Source organism: Collimonas sp. GW821-FHT02H07 (assembly GCF_059421505.1).
Genome location: NZ_JBWKVC010000005.1, coordinates 163,306 through 182,098 on the forward strand (window position 1 = coordinate 163,306; position 18,793 = coordinate 182,098).

General features: G+C 63.9%; 13 protein-coding genes. 8 read left to right on the plus strand and 5 right to left on the minus strand.

Annotated features, from left to right (window positions below; genetic code table 11):
* Positions 1-101: 101 nt before the first annotated feature.
* Genes AC07V8_RS10410 through AC07V8_RS10420 form a run of 3 tightly spaced genes read right to left on the minus strand, consistent with a single transcriptional unit; the run spans position 102 to position 4,092 of the window.
* Entirely contained in the window at positions 102-2,573 is a 2,472-nt protein-coding gene (locus tag AC07V8_RS10410; RefSeq protein WP_494677881.1) for a DEAD/DEAH box helicase, read from the minus strand.
* Positions 2,570-3,343 carry a fumarylacetoacetate hydrolase family protein gene (locus tag AC07V8_RS10415; RefSeq protein WP_494677880.1) on the minus strand — a complete coding sequence of 258 codons (774 nt, stop codon included), beginning with the start codon at positions 3,341-3,343 and terminating at the stop codon, positions 2,570-2,572. The genes AC07V8_RS10410 and AC07V8_RS10415 overlap by 4 nt, the downstream gene beginning before the upstream one ends.
* Positions 3,340-4,092: a GNAT family N-acetyltransferase gene (locus AC07V8_RS10420; protein WP_494677879.1), complete on the minus strand. Its 753-nt coding sequence runs from the start codon at positions 4,090-4,092 to the stop codon at positions 3,340-3,342. Before AC07V8_RS10420 ends, AC07V8_RS10415 begins: the two co-directional genes overlap by 4 nt.
* 269 nt (positions 4,093-4,361) lie before the next feature.
* Between AC07V8_RS10420 and AC07V8_RS10425 the strand changes: the two genes are divergently transcribed.
* The 6 genes from AC07V8_RS10425 (at position 4,362) to AC07V8_RS10450 (ending at position 14,124) form a co-directional block, all read left to right on the plus strand.
* The gene (locus AC07V8_RS10425; RefSeq protein WP_494677878.1) at positions 4,362-6,458 is read left to right on the plus strand and encodes a S9 family peptidase; all 2,097 of its coding nucleotides are present in this window, start codon (positions 4,362-4,364) and stop codon (positions 6,456-6,458) included.
* A 64-nt stretch (positions 6,459-6,522) separates the two neighbouring features.
* Positions 6,523-8,721 carry a prolyl oligopeptidase family serine peptidase gene (locus AC07V8_RS10430; RefSeq protein WP_494677877.1) on the plus strand — a complete coding sequence of 733 codons (2,199 nt, stop codon included), beginning with the start codon at positions 6,523-6,525 and terminating at the stop codon, positions 8,719-8,721.
* Between the two features lie 92 nt (positions 8,722-8,813).
* Positions 8,814-10,199, plus strand: a complete 1,386-nt coding sequence (locus tag AC07V8_RS10435) for an ATP-binding protein (protein WP_494721458.1) — start codon at positions 8,814-8,816, stop codon at positions 10,197-10,199.
* The gene (locus AC07V8_RS10440; protein WP_494677875.1) at positions 10,183-10,845 is read left to right on the plus strand and encodes a response regulator transcription factor; all 663 of its coding nucleotides are present in this window, start codon (positions 10,183-10,185) and stop codon (positions 10,843-10,845) included. Before AC07V8_RS10435 ends, AC07V8_RS10440 begins: the two co-directional genes overlap by 17 nt.
* Entirely contained in the window at positions 10,842-11,672 is an 831-nt protein-coding gene (locus tag AC07V8_RS10445) for a DUF2861 family protein (protein ID WP_494677874.1), read from the plus strand. The genes AC07V8_RS10440 and AC07V8_RS10445 overlap by 4 nt, the downstream gene beginning before the upstream one ends.
* Positions 11,673-11,769: 97 nt before the next feature.
* Complete coding sequence (locus tag AC07V8_RS10450) at positions 11,770-14,124, plus strand: glycoside hydrolase (RefSeq protein ID WP_494677873.1); 2,355 nt, start codon at positions 11,770-11,772, stop codon at positions 14,122-14,124.
* A gap of 22 nt (positions 14,125-14,146) precedes the next feature.
* On the opposite strand, the gene AC07V8_RS10455 is transcribed toward AC07V8_RS10450, so the two are convergent.
* Together AC07V8_RS10455 and AC07V8_RS10460 are read right to left on the minus strand one after the other, a co-directional pair.
* On the minus strand, positions 14,147-15,193 hold the full coding sequence (locus AC07V8_RS10455; RefSeq protein WP_494677872.1) for an alpha/beta fold hydrolase: 1,047 nt from the start codon (positions 15,191-15,193) through the stop codon (positions 14,147-14,149).
* Positions 15,194-15,224: 31 nt separating this feature from the next.
* Complete coding sequence (locus AC07V8_RS10460) at positions 15,225-16,259, minus strand: AraC family transcriptional regulator (protein ID WP_494677871.1); 1,035 nt, start codon at positions 16,257-16,259, stop codon at positions 15,225-15,227.
* A 180-nt stretch (positions 16,260-16,439) separates the two neighbouring features.
* Here AC07V8_RS10460 and AC07V8_RS10465 point away from each other — a divergent pair, with 180 nt between their 5' ends.
* Together AC07V8_RS10465 and AC07V8_RS10470 are read left to right on the plus strand one after the other, a co-directional pair.
* A complete protein-coding gene (locus AC07V8_RS10465; protein WP_494677870.1) occupies positions 16,440-17,840 on the plus strand; it encodes a flavin-containing monooxygenase in 1,401 nt (466 codons plus the stop codon).
* Positions 17,837-18,685 carry an SDR family NAD(P)-dependent oxidoreductase gene (locus AC07V8_RS10470; RefSeq protein WP_494677869.1) on the plus strand — a complete coding sequence of 283 codons (849 nt, stop codon included), beginning with the start codon at positions 17,837-17,839 and terminating at the stop codon, positions 18,683-18,685. Before AC07V8_RS10465 ends, AC07V8_RS10470 begins: the two co-directional genes overlap by 4 nt.
* Positions 18,686-18,793: the final 108 nt, after the last annotated feature.

The window sequence follows — 18,793 nt, forward strand, 5'->3', positions numbered from 1 at the left end:
TTACCATTTGCGCCAAACGAACAATCCACCGCATTTAATTGGGGTCAGAGTCGAATTAAATAATTCGACTCTGACCCCAATTATTGAGTTGCTGTCGGCTTTCAAGCCAGCGGCGCCAGCAACAGCTGCAGATCTTCGCTGCTGAACTTGGTCTCCAGCGCCGTATCGCTGCCCAGCACGCCTTCGGCCAAGGCGCTCTTGCGCGCCTGCAGGTCGATGATGCGTTCTTCGATGCTGCCTTCCACCACGATCTTGTAAACAAACACCGTCTGCTCCTGGCCGATGCGGTGGGCGCGCGCCGTGGCTTGCTCCTGCACCGCCGGATTCCACCAGGGATCCATGTGGATCACGGTATCGGCTGCTGTCAGGTTGAGGCCGACGCCGCCGGCCTTCAGGCTGATCAGCAGCAGCGGCACGGTCTTGCTCTGGAATTCTGCGACCAGCGCGCCGCGCTGCGCCGGCGGCGTCTTGCCGGTCAGGGCCAGCCAGGGCAGTTGCAGCTGTTCGAGCTCGACGGCGATCAGGTCCAGCATTTCGGTGAACTGGGAAAACACCAGGATGCGGCGGCCTTCCGCCACCAGCGCCGGCAGCATGTCGCGCAGCAGTTCCAGCTTGGCGCGCTCCATGCCGGCTTCATGCCGCATGTGTTTCAGCAGGAAGGGATCGCAGCAGACCTGCCGCAGCTTGAGCAAGGCATCGAGGATGGTGATCTGGCCGCCGGCAAAACCCTTGCGCTTGAGCACGCCGCGTATCTGCTCGTCGGCCGCTACCCGTACGCTTTCGTAGAGGTCGCGCTGCTGTCCCTGCAATTGCACGTGCTTGACGGTTTCGCTGAGCGGCGGCAGTTCGCTCGCCACGTCATCCTTGCGGCGGCGCAGGATGAAGGGCCGCACGCGCTGTGCCAGCAATTGCGCGCGCAAGGTCTGGCCGCCGATCTCGATCGGCTTGCGCCACAGGCGTGTGAAGCTGCGCATGTCGCCGAGGAAGCCGGGCATCAGGAAATCGAACTGGGTCCACAGCTCGCCCAGGTGGTTTTCCAGCGGCGTGCCGGTGATGCACAGGCGGTGCCGCGCGCGCAGGCGGCGCACGGCGCCGGCGCTGCGGGCGGTGGCGTTCTTGACGGTTTGCGCTTCGTCCAGGATCAGCAAATGAAAAGCTTGGGCTTCCAGCGCCGCGCGGTCGCGCCACAGCAGCGGATAGGTGGTGAGGATCAGGTCGTATTCGGCCATGCGGGCGAAATCGCGATGGCGTTCCGGTCCTTGCAGGGCCAGCACGCGCAGGCCGGGCGCCATGCGCCGCGCTTCCGCCTGCCAGTTGAAGATCAGCGAGGTCGGCAGCACCGCCAGCGCCGGCAGGTCGAGGCGGCCGGCCTGCTTTTCGATCAGCAGATGGGCCAGCGCCTGCGCGGTTTTTCCCAGCCCCATGTCGTCGGCCAGGATGCCGGCCAGATGTTGTTCACGCAGGTATTGCAACCAGGCGACCCCGTGCAGCTGGTAGGGGCGCAGGGTGACGCCCAGTCCTGCCGGCGCTGCCACCGGCTGCGGCGTGCCGGCGCCGCGCAGCCGTTGCGCCAGCGCGCGCAGGCCGGCGTCGCCCTGCAGCTGCCAGCCGCCATGGACGCCGGCGCGCTGCGCCTGGGTGTCGAGCAGGCTTTGGCGCATGGCCTCCAGCCGGTAGGCATCCCAGGATGAGAGCAGCAGCGGACCCTCCTTGCGCAGCGGATCGCTCAGCAATTCCAGCATGCTGCCGACGATCGCCTTGAGCGGCGCCGCCAGCGCGTCGATCCGTTTGCCGCCGGGTGCGCGCAGCGTGATCAGGGCGTGGTCGTCGATCAGGGCCATTTTGGCAGCGTCCAGCCAGCGGCCGTCGCGCTGCAGCAGATGCGCCAGCAGCGGCGCCAGGTCGACCATTTCGCCGTCGATTTCAATGCCCAGGGTCAGCAGCCAGGAACCTTCGCCAGCCGGCAGGCCAAGGGCGGTCACGGTTTGTTCGCGGCCGCGCATGCGGGTGGCGACTTCCTTGCTTAGAATTTCGCCGGTGGCGGGGCTGATCGTGAGATGCCAGGCGTCGACCGGCACGCTCTCGTGCGCAAAGCCGGGAAGCACGACAATCGACCAGCCTTTGGCCTGCAGATCCGGCAACTGCTCGGCCCAGAAATCGCCGAAGAAATCTTCCTGCACCAGCGTCCACAGCGAGGCCAGCCGCACGGCGGCATCCTGCTCCGCTTTCTCGTTGCGCCACTGCAGCGTGTCGCTCGGAAGCGGATGCAGGCCCAGGTCCCAGACCAGGTCGAGTGCATCGGCTTCGGCGCCGAGGTCGCGCACCAGCAGGCGCTGGCCTTTGTCGTTTTCAACGGTCTGCGACGAAGCCGGCCGGCGGTTCAGCAGCGTGGTGGGCGCTGCGGTTTCCCAGTAGAAGCCGTCGTCGGTGGCGTAGGTCCAGGTGATTTGCGCCACGGTCACATGCGGACCGCGCGGCCCGAACGGGCCGGAAGGGCGCATGCCCAGCAAGCCGTCGCCGCGGCCCAGGGTTTGCAAGCTCAGGCGCGGGCGGAAGCGGCCGACTGCGCTCATCGCGCCTCGAAGGACAGCTGCAGCCGGCCGAGTTCTCCGTATTGAATGACGATGTCCTGCGCGACAGGCAACTCGAAGCTGCCGGCGTACGATCCGGTGATCACCGCTTGGCCGGCCTGCAGGCCTTGTCCGCGGCTGCGCAGGAATTCGGCCAGCCAGTACAGCGGCGCGCGCGGATCGACAGCGGGATGGCGGCCATGCAGCAGCATGGTTTCTTCTACGCCGGCGCCGTTGTTTGTGCCGATGCTGATCGCCAGTTCGCCGGCGTTGCGCGCCTGCTCCATATCGACTTGCGGGCCGAGGTACAGTCCCTGGTTGAGCAAGCCGTCAGCCAGGTTCTCGATAAAGCTCGCTTGCGCGGGATCGGTGTAGCGGCTGTCTATTAATTCCAAGGCCAGATGGGTGGCGCCGATGGCGGCGTCGACATCTGCTGGCCGATAGGGTGTGGCACGCGCCGGCAGGTCGCGGCCGAGCACAAAAGCCAGTTCCGGTTCGACCCGCACCTGGCCGCCGCGCGCCCATGCCGGGCAGGGGCTGCCGTGTTGGACGGTGGCGGCATGGATGGGCGCCAGCACCGGCTGGCCGTGGGCCGGCAAGCCGCACTTCCAGGCGGCGACGCTTTCGCCCAGCTGTTGCATGACGAGCGCCTGCAGCGCCAGCGCAGCATCGGCATCTTGCGGCCGCAAATGCGGCGGCAGACGGTCGCCCGGCTGGCCGCTGCGGCGGCGTTCGGCCAGGATGGCGGCGGCAAGGGCTGCTTGAGACATCATGGTTTAAGCCAGTAATGATATTGGTATTGCGTGGCAAATCCGAGCTTGCGATAGAGCGCGCTAGCCGCCTGGTTGCCGACGTGCACCTGGAGGTAGGCGCTGCTGGCGCCCTGGGCCTGGCCCCAGTTCAGCAAGGCTGCCACCAGCCGGGTGGCGACGCCGCCGCGGCGCGCTGCCGGGGCGACCACGATGTCGAACAGGCCGACCACGCCATGCTCCGCCACCGCCAGGCCATAGGCGACAGCCTGGCCTTGCACCGTCAGCGTGGCGAACGCGGTCGGCATGGCAATCGCCGCGAGAATGCGCTCGTGGGCGAGCTGCTCAGCCGCCGGCAGACCGTTCGCCTGAGCAAAGCCCGCGCTCCATGCCTGACTGGCGCTTGCCTCGATCAAGACATCGTGCGCGGGCCAGCCGCTTGCCGCCAGCGGCACGGTCATGACCTGGGTCGGGTCAACCATCCGGTAGCCGGCTTGTTCCAGCAATTGTGCGCTGTCGGCAGGCGCCAGCGGCGTGATGCGGAAGATCGCCGGCAAGTTGTGGCGGGCATAGAAATTTTCAGTTTCCCGCAGCGTTTCAGCGAACGCCACGCTCGGGCGCAAGGGATTGGCCGAATTGGAGCGCTTGGTGTAGCCGTCCGCCAGGCGCAGCTGCCAGCCGCCGCACAGCGCTGTTTTGAGCGCCGGCCAGGCATTCAGCGCGCGTTCTTCCAGCGAGCGTACAAGATCCAGGTCGGGCGGCGAAATAGTCATCTGGCTGAGCGGGGGAGAGTGGCGGAAAACTATTCTACCTGCCCCGGCCGGTACGGTCGAATCGGCCGATGCCCGGCCGCGGCGATATGTTGCCGCGCATATTGTTTTTTTGAAAAATTGCAGGTAACTTAGCAATCTGCAACAGAGTTGCATATGATGTCCGACGCTCGCGCATACCCGGGCGCGCAGTCTATCCACACAAGGATCTGTACACTATGTTCTTTCTTCAGCAACGCGCTCCTGCCCTGGGCGTTTTTATATTGGCTCTGATGACCACTACTTCCACTTCCGCCGCATCTCCACCGACACCGCCAGTCGCCGCGAAACAAGCCTGGCAGGAAAGCCGCCATGGCGAGATCGTCACCGACGACTATCACTGGCTGCGCGAAAAGACCAATCCCAAGGTGATCGCCTACCTGAAGGCGGAGAATGCCTATACCCAGGCCATGACCAAGGACCTGGCGCCGCTGTCGAAGACGCTGTACGGCGAAATGAAGGGCCGCATGAAAGAAACCGACCTGTCGGTGCCGACCCGGCGCGGCAGGTTCTACTATTACAGCCGCACTGAAGCCGGCCAGCAGTATCCGATCATCTGCCGCCGCCTGGCCAAGGCCGACGCCGATTTTTCCTACGACGCCGCAGCGCCGGAAGAAGTGCTGCTGGATGAAAACCAGCTGGCCAAGGGCAAGAAATTTTTCGAGGTCGAAAGCTTCGCCGTCAGTCCCGACGACCGCTACCTGGCTTACTCGACCGACACCACCGGCTATCGCCAGTACCGGCTGCACGTTAAGGACCTGAGCAACGGCAAGCTGCTGGCCGATACGGTCGAACGCGTCACCAGCGTGGCCTGGGCGGCCGACAGCCAGACCTTGTTCCTGGTGCAGGAAGACGCCACCACCAAGCGCTCCGACCTGCTGCTGCGCCTCAAGCTGGGCAGCAAGCCGGCCGAGGTCTATCGCGAGACGGTGGAACAATTCAATATCGACGTCGGCAACAGCAGCGACCGCAAGTTCATCGAACTTGAAGCGCAAAGCACCGACACCACCGAAGTCAGCCTGCTGGCGGCGGACCAGCCGCAAGGCAGCTTCCGTTCGGTGCTGGGACGCGAAACCGGCCATCGCTACCATGTCGATCACCGCGACGGCGAGCTGTTCATCCTGACCAACAAGGACGCCAAGAATTTCCGCCTGGTGACGGCGCCGCTGGCGACGCCGGACCAGGCCCACTGGAAGGAACTGATCGCGCACGATCCCCAGGTCTTGCTGGAAGCTATCGAACTGTTCCGCGATTTCCTGGTGGTCAGCGAGAAGTCCGATGCGCAGGAACGCTCGCGCATCTACGATTTCGCCAGCCGCAGCTGGAAGACAGTGCAGTTCGATGAGGCGGTCTACACTTCGCATGCGGGCGGCACGCCGGAATTCACTTCGCACCAGTATCGCCTGATGTACGAGTCGCCGGTGACGCCGCCGACGGTGTTCGATGTCGACATGGCGAGCGGCAAGCGGCTGCTGCTGAAGCAGCAGGAAGTGCCGGGCTACGATCCGGCGCTGTACGAAACCAGGCGGCTGTGGGCGACGGCGCGCGATGGCGTCAAGCTGCCGCTTTGGACCGTCGCTAAAAAGGATATCAAGCTGGATGGCGCGGCGCCCTTGCTGCTGTATGCCTACGGTTCCTACGGCATTCCGGCCGAGGCGACTTTCTCCAACAGCCGCGTCAGCCTGCTCGACCGCGGCGTGGTGTTCGCCGAGGCGCATATCCGCGGCGGCAACGACATGGGCGAGCACTGGCATGACGACGGCATGCTGATGAACAAGAAGAATACCTTCAACGATTTCATCGACAGCGCCGAATACCTGATAGGGCAGGGCTGGACCAGCCCGCAGAAGCTGATCATCGAGGGCGGCAGCGCCGGCGGCCTGCTGATGGGCGCGGTCGCCAACATGCGTCCCGAGCTGTTCCATGCAGTGCACGCGGCGGTGCCGTTCGTCGACGTCATGAACACCATGATGGACGCCAGCCTGCCGCTGACCACCGGCGAATACCTGGAGTGGGGCAATCCCAACGAGAAAGCCGCCTACGACTACATGCGCAGCTATTCGCCCTACGACAATATCGCGCGCAAGGATTACCCGGCGATGCTGGTCACTACCGGGCTCAACGACAGCCAGGTCATGTACTGGGAACCGGCCAAGTACACCGCCAAGCTGCGCGCCATGAAAACCGATCGCAACCCCCTGCTGCTGAAAGTGAACATGGGCGCCGGCCACGGCGGCGCCTCGGGACGTTATGACGCCATCAAGGAGAGATCCTTCGAGATGGCGTGGATGTTGTCGCAATGGGGCATCACCCCGGGCGGCAAGAAATAGGTTTTTTTTTACAAGAAGAAGCTCTACCTTGACGCTGTTTTGATTAACTCACGCAGGACTTTCCATGCCATTGATTAAACGTTCCCTCAAACTCCCTCTGCTGTCAGCGACTGCGCTGCTGATGGCCGCTGCAACTCTGGCCGTTCCCGGCGCCGCGCACGCCGTCACCGCTGCGCCGGTACAGGACGTCAGCGACGTCTTGCATGGCGTCACGGTGAAAGATCCGTACCGCTATTTCGAAAATGTCAAAGATCCCAAGGTCCAGTCCTGGCTGAAAGAGCAGGGCGACAGCGCTCGCAAGGAACTCGACCGCATCGGCCTGCGCAGCCTGATGGAACAGCGCATCGCCGAGATTTCGGCCGCCACCGGCGACGATATCCGCTCGGTGACGCGCATGCCCGGCGATCACATCTACTACCTCAAGCGCGGCCGCGGCGAAAAGCAGTTCAAGCTGATGACGCGCGACGGCCTGCAGGGCGCGGAACGGGTGCTGGTCGATCCTGAACTGGAAGCCCAGCGCACCGGCGTGCCGCATGCGATCAACTACTTCGTGCCGGCCTGGGACGGCAAGCATGTCGCCTACGGCGTGTCCGCCGGCGGTTCGGAAGACGCTTCGCTGTACATCCTCGACGTGCAGAGCGGGAAAACGGTGGGCGAGCCGATTCCGCGCGTGCACGAAGCCTTGATCGGCTGGCTGCCGGACAGCAAGTCGTTCACCTACAACCAGCTCAAGACGCTGAAGCCGGGCGACGCCGAATCCGAGACTTATCTCGACAGCAAGGTCATGTGGCTGAAAGTCGGCGATGCGGAAGCGCAAGCCAAGCCGGTATTCGGCCCGACCGTTACCAGCGGTCTCGGCCTGGCTCGTCTCGACGTCGGCACCATCATCTTCAATCCGGGCAGCCGCTGGATGATTGCGCGCACCACCGACACCACCCTGCCTGAGGGCTACCTGTTCGTCGCCGATGTCGCCGACCTCAGCAAGCCGACGGTAGCGTGGAAAAAAATCTCCAGCTTCGACGACAAGATCACCGACGTCGACCTCAAGGGCAACGACTTATACCTGCTGACCCACGCCGGCGCGCCGCGCAACCGCGTGCTCAAGCTGGACCTGCGTCATCCCGAGCTGAAGCTGGCGCGCGAAGTCGCCGCCGCACCGGCCGACGCCGTGCTGGAGAAATTTTCGCTGACGCGCGACGCCCTGATCGCGGAAATCCGCGAAGGCACCGCTATCGTGCTGCGCCGCTACGCCGCCGGCGACATCAAGGGCCAGAGCATTCCGGCGCCGTTCAAGGGCGCCGCCAGCTTGCAGAACGATCCGGCCCATGCCTACAGCGATGTGCTGTACACCCTGAACGGCTGGACCGAATTGCCGCGTACCCTGCTGTTGAAGGGCAAGGTTTCCAGCGACCCGGGCCTGCGCGTCAATCCGCCCATGCCTAGCCTGCCGCAAGTGGAAGTGGTCGACGTCAAGGTGCCTGGCTACGACGGCGCCATGATCCCGATGACCCTGCTTTACAAGAAAGGCCTGAAGCGCGACGGCAGCAATCCGACCCTGCTGGACGGCTATGCCGCCTACGGCTTTTCGCAGACCGCCTACTTCTCGCCCGCCAGCATGGCCTGGATCGAGCGCGGCGGCGTGCTGGCGTATGCCAATGTGCGCGGCAGCGGCGTCTACGGCGACGACTGGTACCGGGCCGGCTTCAAGGCCACCAAGCCGAATACCTGGAAAGACGGCATCGCCTGCGCCAAGTACCTGATCGCAGAAGGCTACGCCACGCCCAAGACGCTGGGCGTGATGGGCACCAGCGCCGGCGGCATCTTTGTCGGCCGCACCGTGACCAGCGCGCCGGAGCTGTTTGCGGCCGCCATTTTCAATGTCGGGATCATGGATACCGTGCGCGCCGAAGACAGCGCCAACGGCATCACCAATATTTCCGAATTCGGCAGCGCCCGCAACCCGGCGGAATTTCCAGCCTTGCTGGAAATGAGTACTTATCATAATATCAAGGACAATACCGCTTATCCCGCAGTCATGCTGGTGCACGGGATGAACGATCCGCGGGTCGATGTCTGGCACAGCGCCAAGACCGCGGCGCGCCTGCAGGCCGCCACCAGCAGCGGCAAACCGGTCCTGCTGCGGCTCGACATGCAGGCCGGCCATGGCATAGGCAGCACGGCCACCCAGCGTTACGCGCTGTCCGCGGATATCTACAGTTTCCTGTTGTGGCAGATGGGAAAGGCGAAACAGAACGATAGCTGAGTTGCGCTATCGGCAATGGAGGAAATTTGACCAGCGGGGATAGTAGAACCAATATGCGCCCCCGCGGGCGCTGCAGGCGGCTTGCGGTCTTCTTGCTGACGGCGCTGCTGACGGCGCTGCTGTCCCCTCCAGCGCTTGCTGCCGTCGAGCAAGCGCTGGATCGCTTTACCGCATCGCTCGAACACACTGCCCCTAGCAGCCAGCTGGCATTCCTTGAGTTGCAGCAGCTGAATGTGGCCCTGATCCAGCCAGCCTCGCTGTATCCTGCCTTCGGCCGCTTTGCGCTGCCGGTCTTGTCCCGGATCTACCGTTTTCGCCGGCAATGCAGCGGCACGCTCGAAGGCGTGCCGGCAACAACGCGCGAATTCGAACAAGCGCTGTGCGACCAGGCTGCCCTGCCGGAGAGCTGGTTCGCCGGCCACGCGCCTATCCATCCGCTGGGCGGCAGCTACGCCTGGCATTACCTGACGCGCCATCCGCAAGCGGCGCCCATGTTGCAACGCTATTTGCACGTGCGCGAACGCCTCGACGCCTTTGCCGGCCTCGGCCGCTTGTCGGACGACAACCTCGATGCGATAGTCGGCGGCCAGCGCTGGCTGTTGCAACGCAATGTGCTGTGGCGGGAGCACGATCAGGTATGGCGGCGCTATGACGCCCAGGTATGGCAGCCGCTGGCGCGCCAGGCTGATCTGCAGCTGCAGGCGGCCGGCCAGCGTTGCGATCTGATGCTGGGAACCATTTGCGCCAATAGCGTTTCCGCGATCGACAAATGGCGGGTCTGGATCTTGATGGCGGCCGCGGCGATGATCGTTCTCGCGCCTGGCAATATGTGGTGGCAACGCCGTCGGCGGCGCCAGCGCGAGCAATTCATCCTGCAGATGCTGACCCACGAATTGCGCACGCCGATAGCCAACCTGGGCAATATCGTCGAAGCATTCCGCCACGATTTCGATGCCCTGCCGGAGCGTGCGCAAACCGGCTTCGGCCGGCTTGCCGACGGTGTGCAGCGCATGCGCCAGCTGGCCAACGCCAGCCGCCATTATCTCAATGCCGACGACGAGCATGAGATGCTGGAGGCGCCCACCTGGGTGTCGCTGAGCGAATGGCTGGACGCGGTCGCCGGGCAGCGCCAGGGCTTGCAGTTCTGCATGGGACAGGATCGCCAGCTGGCGCTGCCGCTGTACTGGATCAACCTGTGCCTGGATAACGTGCTGGACAATGCCTATCGTCACGGCGCGGCGCCGGTGCGTCTCTGCGCCAGCTGGAGCAAAGGCTGCCTGCGCCTGAGCGTGAGCGACGGCGGCGTGCTGGCGGAATACCGGCTGGCGCGCATGCGGCGCAGCGACCTGTCCGGTCCCGGCATGGGGCTCGGCCTGGCCATCGTCCGCCGCGTAATGAAGCGCCTCAAAGGAAAAATCCGCCTGAGCGGCCCGCCCACCACATTTACTTTGGAGTTGCCGTGTGAGTCACAATCCTAACGCATCGCTGCTGCTGGTCGAAGATGACCCCGCCCTGGGCGCAGGTTTGCAGCAATTTCTGCAGCAACAGGGTTTCGCCTGCGTCTGGCTGAGCGATGCCGCCACCGTTGCCGCCCGCTGGCGCCAGGCTGACCTGGTGATCCTGGACCGTCAGCTGACCGATGGCGACAGCCTGCGTTTCCTGCCGCAATGGCTGGCGCAGAAGGCCTTGCCGGTCATTGTCCTGACGGCGCGGATTGCCGTCAGCGACCGTGTCGCCGGACTGGAAGCCGGCGCCCGCGATTACCTCAGCAAGCCGTTTTCCCATGTCGAATTGCTGGCGCGGATCCGGGCCCAGCTGCGGCCGCTGGGCGAGGGCCTGCTGGAATCGGGCGCCTTGCAATTGTTCCCGGCGCGCCATGCCGTTCTGTGGCAGCAGCGGGAAGTCAGCCTGACCCACACCGAGTTCGCGCTGCTGGCGATGCTGGTGCGCATGGCCGGCCGCGTCTTTACGCGCGACGAACTGCTCAACCAGGTCTGGGGCTACCAGCACTTCCCATCGACCCGCACGGTCGATACCCATATCTTGCAGCTGCGCCAGAAACTCCCCGGCGTTCCTATCGAAACCGTGCGCGGCGTCGGCTATCGCCTGGAAAGGCCGGCATGAGGATAGGCCTGGCCGTACTGAACCTGCTGCTATGTTGCAGCGCCGGCGCGGCGCGCGCCGAGCTGCCGGACACGCTGCTGGAACCGGTCTATCACGCTTTGCTGAGCGACAATGCGCCGGCCGCATGGCAGCAGTTGATAGCGCGCTGGCCGAGGCTCGCCAGCGAGACCCAGCGCGCCGCCTGGAAAGCAGGCCTGGGCGCGCTGATTTCGCGCCAGTGCGGCAACGATATCCCGGTCGTCGTGCCGGCCTGGCTGGATAGTCCGATCCTGGCGCTGGTCCAGCGCGACATCCCCCTCAATCGCATCTATCGGATCCAGCTGAGCGGCAAGAGCAGCCGCCGCGACTTGCGCGTCTCCTTGCTCATGCCTGACGGCGAAGCGCTGCTGACGGAAGCGCCGGCCGACTATCAGGCCGACGACGAGTTCAGGCTGGAAAGCAAGGAACTGGGCGAGCCCTTGCCGCCTGGCGTGTATCAGCTCAGCATCAGCTCGGGCGGCGCAACCTGGCGCCAGCGGCTGGCGCTGCAGGGCAGCAGCGCGCTCAACTGGATCGGCCGCGAGAGCGGCGTCGTCAAGCTGCGCTTGCCGGAACATGAGGCTGCCTGTCCGATACCGTGGGTGGAACAGATGCTGCTGCACCGGCCGGATTTCAACATGGTGTGGTGGCAGCGCGCCAGCAAGCCGGAGCAGCTGCAATGGCCGCACCGAAGCGATGCCGAATCCTTGTGGACAGACATTTCCGTGATCCGCGCCGAAGCGCGCGGTGGCCTGACGGTACGGCTAATACATCGGCTGGGAGGTCCGCTGCAGGACAAAGGAAATTAAATCTTCGGCATGGCCGCTGCATTCTTACATTATTTTGACAATCAAATAATGTAATGTATTGATACTCAGTTTCCCCAACTGACATGATTTGACCTTGATGAAAAATCCCTCGTTGCATCGGCGCCTGCCGTTTCCCCAGTCCTTGCCTTGCTTGCTGGCGGCCATATGCCTTTTCCTGGCCCCATCCATTGCCCTCTCGGCCGAACGGCAGGCGATCTCGCTGGCTGCGCCGTTTGGCCGCTTCATCGTCGATCCGGCCACGCTGGCGATATCAATTGAGCCGCATGGCGCGGCAGCGACGCCGCTGGCCGCCGCGGCATTTTCCGCAGGCAAGGTCAGCATGCAGACTGGCCATCGCTGGCGCATCGATTCCGCTGGCCATCGCCTGACGGTGGCTGCCGATATCGACAACGGCGCGCTGCGCCTGTCGCTCACCTCCGAGCAGCCGGCCATCCTGGATTGGCCGCAGACGGCTGCGCCGCAGGAGATCGAGGCTTATGCCTTTCCTTTCGGCGAAGGCAGCTATGTGCCGTCGGGCGATCCGGGCTGGATGGCCTGGCTGCTACGGCGTTACGAAACCAAGGGCGAGGTGAATGAACTTCTGTCCATGCCGTTCTGGACCGAATTGCGCGCCGGCCGCTCCGTCACCTGGATGGCCGAAACCCCGTTCAACACGCAGTTCGGCATGCGCCAGGCGCAGAGCCGGGCACTACCCGGCTTCTCGCACGAGTTCACGCGGCTGGCCCCGGGCGCCGCCTATACGGTGCGCTTTGTGGTCGGCCCGGACGATCCTCTGGCCGGCGCCCGCGCTTATCGCAGCTGGTTGCAGGCGAGCGGCAAGTTCCTGTCGCTGACCGGCAAGATCGCGGCATTGCCGAATACCGCCAAGCTGGCGGGCGCGCCGCATATCTATCTGTGGGGAGCAGGGCCCCTGAAAGCCGGGGATATTCAGCAGTGGCCGGCTTTCATCCGCCTGTTCCAGCAGCACAAGGATGACCAGGCCCATCTTGCCGGACGGCTGTGGCGCAGCTTCGATGGCGACATCCGCGGCAGCTTCAATGCGGCCTTCCAGAGCGCCGCCGGCGCTGGCGGCCATATCGAGAAATGGCTGCAGACCGTGCTGATCCGCGCCCTCAACGACGGCTTGCAGAAAGTGCTGGCGGCAACCCCGGCAGCGCCTTTGCCGGGCAAGCATGATCCGGCCGCCGACGCCGCCTGGGCGCAGTCGGTACGCAGCGCGCTGGCTGCTGCATTCGGCGGCATGCTGGCGCCGCCCGCGCGCTGGGGTGGCGGCATGTCGCTCGACACTATCGACGCCCTGCGGCAAGCCGGCCTTGAGCGCGCCTGGCTCGGCGCCGACGACTGGCGCGACGCCTTGTGGCATCCCGAAGCGGTGCGCGCTGCTGAAGCAGCTGGCTACCTGGTCGGGGTGTATGACAGTTACGGCAGCGCCCATCGTTCCGACCAGCCCAACACCTGGGCCACCGCGCAAATGGGGGATGCGCTGGCGGCAGCCGGATATCGCGACCGTGACGGCAAGCTGGTAACCGGCTTTGCCGGGCGCGGCGTGTACGTCAGCGCGCGCGCGGTGGAATCCTACGCGCGGCAGCGCATGACAGCCGTGGCGCGAACGGCCGGACTGAACAGTTACTTCCTCGATGTCGATGCGGCCGGCCCCGATTATGACGACTACACGCCCGGCCGTGAAACCAGCCAGGAACAGGACGCCGAAGCGCGCCGGCGGCGCCTGTCGTATGCCGCCAAAGACCTGGGCCTGGTAACCGGCAGCGAAGGCGGACTCTCCGAGTACGCGCCGCAGATCGCCTTCGCCCACGGCATGCTGACGCAGCCGTTTGCCTGGATGGATCCGTCCATGAAGGACAAGTCTTCGCCCTACTATCGCGGCAGCTACTGGCCGCCCGAAGCGCCCGACATGTACTTCAAGCCGGTGCCGCTGAAGGCGGAAATCGCACGCTATGTCCGGACGCCGGAATTTCGCCTGCCGCTCTACCAGATCGCGCTGCACGACAGCGTGGTGGCTACCCACCACTGGGAATACGGCACGCTGAAGTTTTCCGGCCGGAGCGAAGCCAGCGCCCTGCAGCAGCTGTTATACATGGTGCCGCCGCTGTACCACCTGAGCGATGCGGTGCTGGCGCGCGACCTGCCGTTCATCGCCGCCTACGACAAAGTATTCAGGCCCTTGCACCAGCGGCTGATGACGCAGCCGATGACTGATTTCAAGGTGCTGTCGCCGGACCGGGCGCTGCAGCGTTCGAGTTTCGGCGACGGCACTGCCATCACCGTCAATTTCGATCTTAAGCAGCGTCACCTGGCGGATGGCCTGCGCCTGCCGGGACAATCCGCCTACGTCACGACGCCGGGGCAGGCGCCGCAGCTGATCGATATCAAGGCCATGTTCACACAAGCTGCGGCTACCGGGCGCAAGTGATGCCGGCTGCCGGGCTGGTTGTTTATTGCTTCGCCAGCCAGCCCAGCAAGGCCTTGTGAAATTCGTCCGGCTTTTCCATTTGCGGCGCGTGGCCCAGGCCGGCGAATTCGATCAGGGTGGATTGCGGAATCAGCTTGGCGGCCTGCTTGCCGAGCACGCTGTATTTTCCGATTCTTGCCTTGACGTCCGGCGGCGCGATATCGCTGCCGATCGCAGTCGTATCGGCATCGCCTATCAGCAGCAGGGTAGGCACCTTGAGATCCTTGAATTCATAGACCACCGGCTGGGTAAAGATCATGTCATAGATCAATGCCGAGTTCCACGCCACCAGCCTGTGGCCGGGGCCCTGGTAGAGGCCGGCCAGCATGGTTATCCAGCGCTCGTACTCCGGCTTCCAGCGGCCGGCGTAATAGGTGTTGAGTTCATACTTGCGCAGATCGTCCGCCTTGAAATTCAATTCCCGCTGGTACCACTGGTCCACCGAGCGGTGCGGCACCCCCAGCGCTTTCCAGTCTTCCAGGCCGATCGGATTGACCATCGCCAGCTGCATTACCTGGTCCGGATACAGCAAGGCGTAGCGCGTGGCCAGCATGCCGCCGGTGGAGTGGCCGACGACGGCCGCCTTGTGGATATCCAGGTGTTCCAGCAGGGCATGGGTGTTGATGGCCAGCTGCTGGAAAGTGTATTGATAGTGCTCGGGTTTGCTGGAAGCGCAAAAGCCGATCTGGTCCGGCGCGATGACGCGGTAGCCGGCCGTGCTCAAGGCGGTGATGGTCTGGTCCCAGGTCGCGCCGCAAAAATTCTTCCCGTGCAGCAGCACCACGGTGCGGCCGTTGGCGGCGCCTGCCGCGGCCACATCCATATACGCCATCTGCAGGTGCTCGCCTTGCGATTCGAAGGCGAAATGCTTGATTTCGTGGGGATAGGCGAAGCCTTGCAGTTCCTGGCCGTAGGCCGCTGCGGCCGTTGCCGCAGTCGACGCTGCAACGGGCGCTGCCGGCGCGGCAGAAGCGGCAAGAGACGCGCTCAGCAGCACGCCGGCGAGGCACAAGGAAAATGCATTAGTCATGTTGTTTTTTTTTAATCATGAGCCTGCGATATTACTCCCGGATCTCGGTCGGCGCCACGCCGGTCCAGCGCTTGAACGCGCGGCGGAAATTGCGTACGTCCTTGAAGCCGGTCTCGGCGGCGACATCCGCCACCGAGAATTTCGAGTGCGACAGCAGTTCCAGCGCCCGCGATTTGCGCACCGATTCCAGCAGGCTTTGATAGGAGAAGCCCGCGTCGTTCAAGCGCCGGCGCAAAGTCCGTTCGCCGATATTCAGGGTGGAGGCGATGCTTTGCAAGGTCGGCAAATCCTTCAGGTTGTCGCGGATCGCGCGTTCGATGGTGGTCGACAGATCGACCTTTTCCTGTTCCACCGCCAGGTTCTCTTCGATCAGTTTAATGGCCGTCTTGGCTACCAGCGCATCATAAGTCGGCAGTGGATAATTCATCCAGTTGACGTCGGTGATCAGGCGGTTGCGCGAGCAGCCGAAGCGTACCGGGCAGCGGAAAATCGTATCGTAGATGGCGGCATGCGGCGGCGCCTGGTACACCAGTTCGATCGCGCTCGGCGTGAACTGCGGGCCGGCCAGGTGGCGCACGATGTTGACCATGCTGGAAAACGCTTCTTCGATCAGGAACATTTCGATATCCGGATCGTAGAACTGCGGATCGGCCAGGATCGCCACCTGCTGACCCTGCAGCTCCATGGCGATATGGATCAGCGAACCGGCGCCTTTCTGATAATGGATGCCCATCTCGCTGGCTTCGCCCAAGGTGGCGCAGGTCATCATGCCGAAGCCCACCAGCCCCCACGACACCAGCGTCTGCCGGCTGCCCACCGCCAGCCCCAGCCCGGTATCGCCGATCAGCTTCTGGCCGCGGCGTATCATCATGCTGCCCTGGCGATAGGAAATCTTGAAGTTGGGCTGGTTCAGGTCGTCGACGCTGAAGCCGAGGCCGCGGCACAGCGAGTCGCTGTCGTAGCCGCGTTCGTGCGCCACGATCGACAGGTAGCGCGGCGTCAGCGGATTGATCGATGCGGTCGAATAGCGCGGGTCGAGGCGTTCCGGTTTGGCGGTCGGTTTCATGCTTTTCATTGTGATCACAAGAACACAGCCTGTCCAGAGGAGATGCACATGCCGGACATTATTCTGTCCGTTTAAGACCCTCCCGCCGTCCGTTTCGGCCCTCACTCCGCGCCCGGGACTTGGATACATTTGAGGCACGCAAAAGAATTCAAACACTAGCTTGTATCCAGGAGAGAGTCTATGAGTGCTTCATCCGTTTCCGGCAATAACGCGACAGTGTGCATCATCGGCGGCGGCCCCGGCGGGCTCAGCGCCGCCCGCGCGCTGAAGCGGCAGGGCGTCAGCTACGAGCAGTTCGAGCGCCACAGCGATGTCGGCGGCATCTGGGACATGAACAACCCGGGCAGTCCGATGTACGAGTCGGCCCATTTCATTTCATCGCGCGACCAGTCCGGCTACGCCGACTTCCCGATGCCAAAAGACTATCCCGACTACCCGACCAACCAGCAGATTGTCAGCTATGTAAGATCGTTCGCGCGCGCCTTCGGCCTGTACGACAATATCCGCTTCGGCGTTTCAGTGCGCAGCATAGACAAGCTGGCCGACGGCCGCTGGCAAGTGACGCTGGAGAACGGCGAGCAGCGCCGCTATGGCGCGGTGATCTGCGCCACCGGCTGCAACTGGGATCCCAGCCTGCCGGAAATCAAGGGCCAGTTCAACGGCGAGATCCGCCATTCCGTCACCTACAAGCGCGGCGAGGAATTCAAGGGCAAGCGCGTGATGGTGGTCGGCGCCGGCAATTCGGGCGCCGACATTTCCTGCGATGCCGCCACCTATGCCGATACCGCATTCATCAGCATGCGGCGCGGCTACCACTTCATCCCCAAGCACCTGTTCGGCGTGCCGTCCGACGAGTTTGCCGAAAAGGGGCCGCAGCTGCCGATGTGGATGGAGCGCCCGGTATTCAGCGGCATCCTCAAGATGATCACCGGCGACCTCACCCGCTTCGGCCTGCCGAAGCCGGACCACAAGCTGTTTGAAAGCCATCCGCTGATGAATACCCAGCTGCTGCATCATCTGCAGCATGGCAATATCGCCGTGCGGCCGGATGTCGAACGCTACGATGGCGACGAGGCGGTGTTCAAGGATGGCAGCCGCGAGCAGCTGGATCTGGTGCTGTACGCCACCGGCTATAAATGGAGCGCGCCTTACGCCGGCAGCTATTTCGAATGGCAGGGCGGGCGGCCGCAGATGTATCTGTCGGTGTTCAACCGCGTGCACCGCAACCTGTTCGGCATCGGCTACATCGAAACCAACTCCAGCGCCTTCAAGTTGTTCGATGCACAAGCCCATCTGATCGCCAGCTATCTGCGTGAACAGAGCGCCGGGCCGGAACGGGTGCGCGCCTTCGATGAACTGATCGCGCATGACGACCCCGATCTTTCCGGCGGCATCAAGTTCATCAAGTCGCAGCGCCATACCGTCTACCTGGAAGTGCATGCGCTCAAGCGCTACCTGAAGAAGCTGCACAAGCGCATCGGCTGGCCGGCATTGCGGGATGGCGACTACGCGCAGATGCTCAAGCCGCAGCGGGAACAAGCGCTGCAGCGCCAGAAAAATGCACTGAAGGAGGCGGCATGAAGCTCGGTCCGGAATTTGCCGGACGGGTCGCCCTGCTGACCGGCGCCGCCGGCGGCATCGGCCGCGAGATCGCCAAGCGCCTGGATGAGGCCGGCCTGCGGCTGGTCCTGTGCGATCTGAACCAGGCCGGCCTCGACGAGCTGGCCGCCGGCCTCAAGGGCAAGCCGCTGCTGATCGCTGGCGACCTCTGCCGGCGCGACTTGCTGGAACAGATCCGCCGGCAGGTCGAGCAACAGTTCGGCCACCTGGATATCCTGCTCAACAACGCCGCCGTGGTGCGCACCGACCGTTTCGACGAGTATGCGCTGGACCATATCGAAAGCGATTTGCAGATCAACCTGATCACGCCGCTGCTGCTGTCGCGCATCATGGTGCCGCTGCTGAAGCTGTCGCCCGATCCGCGCATCATCAACACGATTTCGCTGGGCGGCGTCTTGCCGATGCCGGAGAGTCCGTTGTACAGTGCCAGCAAGTTCGGATTGCGCGGCGCCACCTTGTCGATTGCGGTGGATTTTGAAAAGAAGGGCATCAAGGTCGGCGGCATCCTGCCATCTTCGGTGGATACCGCGCAGCTGCGGCATGAAGCCTTGACCGGCGGCAGCGCGCTCAACTTCATCGATCCGCCGCAAAGCCCCTCGCACGTGGCGGACGAGATGCTGCGGATGCTGCAGGATCCGCGCTATGAGCGTTATCCGAAAATGTCCGACGCCATGCTGGTCAGGCTGGCGATGCTGTTTCCGAACCGGATCGGCAAGATCATCAACTGGTTTGAAAAGAAGGGCCAGGCCGGCCGCAAGCGCTATCTGGAAGAGCGCGGCCTGACCAGCCAGGTGGTGCGCTGGTAGCAGTCAAAAGGTAGCACCAGAAAACCAAGGAGGCCGAATTCCGCGACAGACGGATGGCCGCCGGCGCAGGATGCGCGATCCCGCTGTACCAATATAAAACACCCGTCC

Bases quoted from the DNA above. Each gene is read 5' to 3' on its own strand.
- AC07V8_RS10410 (WP_494677881.1), bottom strand. From the start codon at position 2,573: ATGAGCGCAGTCGGCCGCTTCCGCCCGCGCCTGAGCTTGCAAACCCTG.
- AC07V8_RS10415 (WP_494677880.1), bottom strand. From the start codon at position 3,343: ATGATGTCTCAAGCAGCCCTTGCCGCCGCCATCCTGGCCGAACGCCGC.
- AC07V8_RS10420 (WP_494677879.1), bottom strand. From the start codon at position 4,092: ATGACTATTTCGCCGCCCGACCTGGATCTTGTACGCTCGCTGGAAGAA.
- AC07V8_RS10425 (WP_494677878.1), top strand. From the start codon at position 4,362: ATGACCACTACTTCCACTTCCGCCGCATCTCCACCGACACCGCCAGTC.
- AC07V8_RS10430 (WP_494677877.1), top strand. From the start codon at position 6,523: ATGCCATTGATTAAACGTTCCCTCAAACTCCCTCTGCTGTCAGCGACT.
- AC07V8_RS10445 (WP_494677874.1), top strand. From the start codon at position 10,842: ATGAGGATAGGCCTGGCCGTACTGAACCTGCTGCTATGTTGCAGCGCC.
- AC07V8_RS10450 (WP_494677873.1), top strand. From the start codon at position 11,770: ATGAAAAATCCCTCGTTGCATCGGCGCCTGCCGTTTCCCCAGTCCTTG.
- AC07V8_RS10455 (WP_494677872.1), bottom strand. From the start codon at position 15,193: ATGACTAATGCATTTTCCTTGTGCCTCGCCGGCGTGCTGCTGAGCGCG.
- AC07V8_RS10460 (WP_494677871.1), bottom strand. From the start codon at position 16,259: ATGAAACCGACCGCCAAACCGGAACGCCTCGACCCGCGCTATTCGACC.
- AC07V8_RS10465 (WP_494677870.1), top strand. From the start codon at position 16,440: ATGAGTGCTTCATCCGTTTCCGGCAATAACGCGACAGTGTGCATCATC.
- AC07V8_RS10470 (WP_494677869.1), top strand. From the start codon at position 17,837: ATGAAGCTCGGTCCGGAATTTGCCGGACGGGTCGCCCTGCTGACCGGC.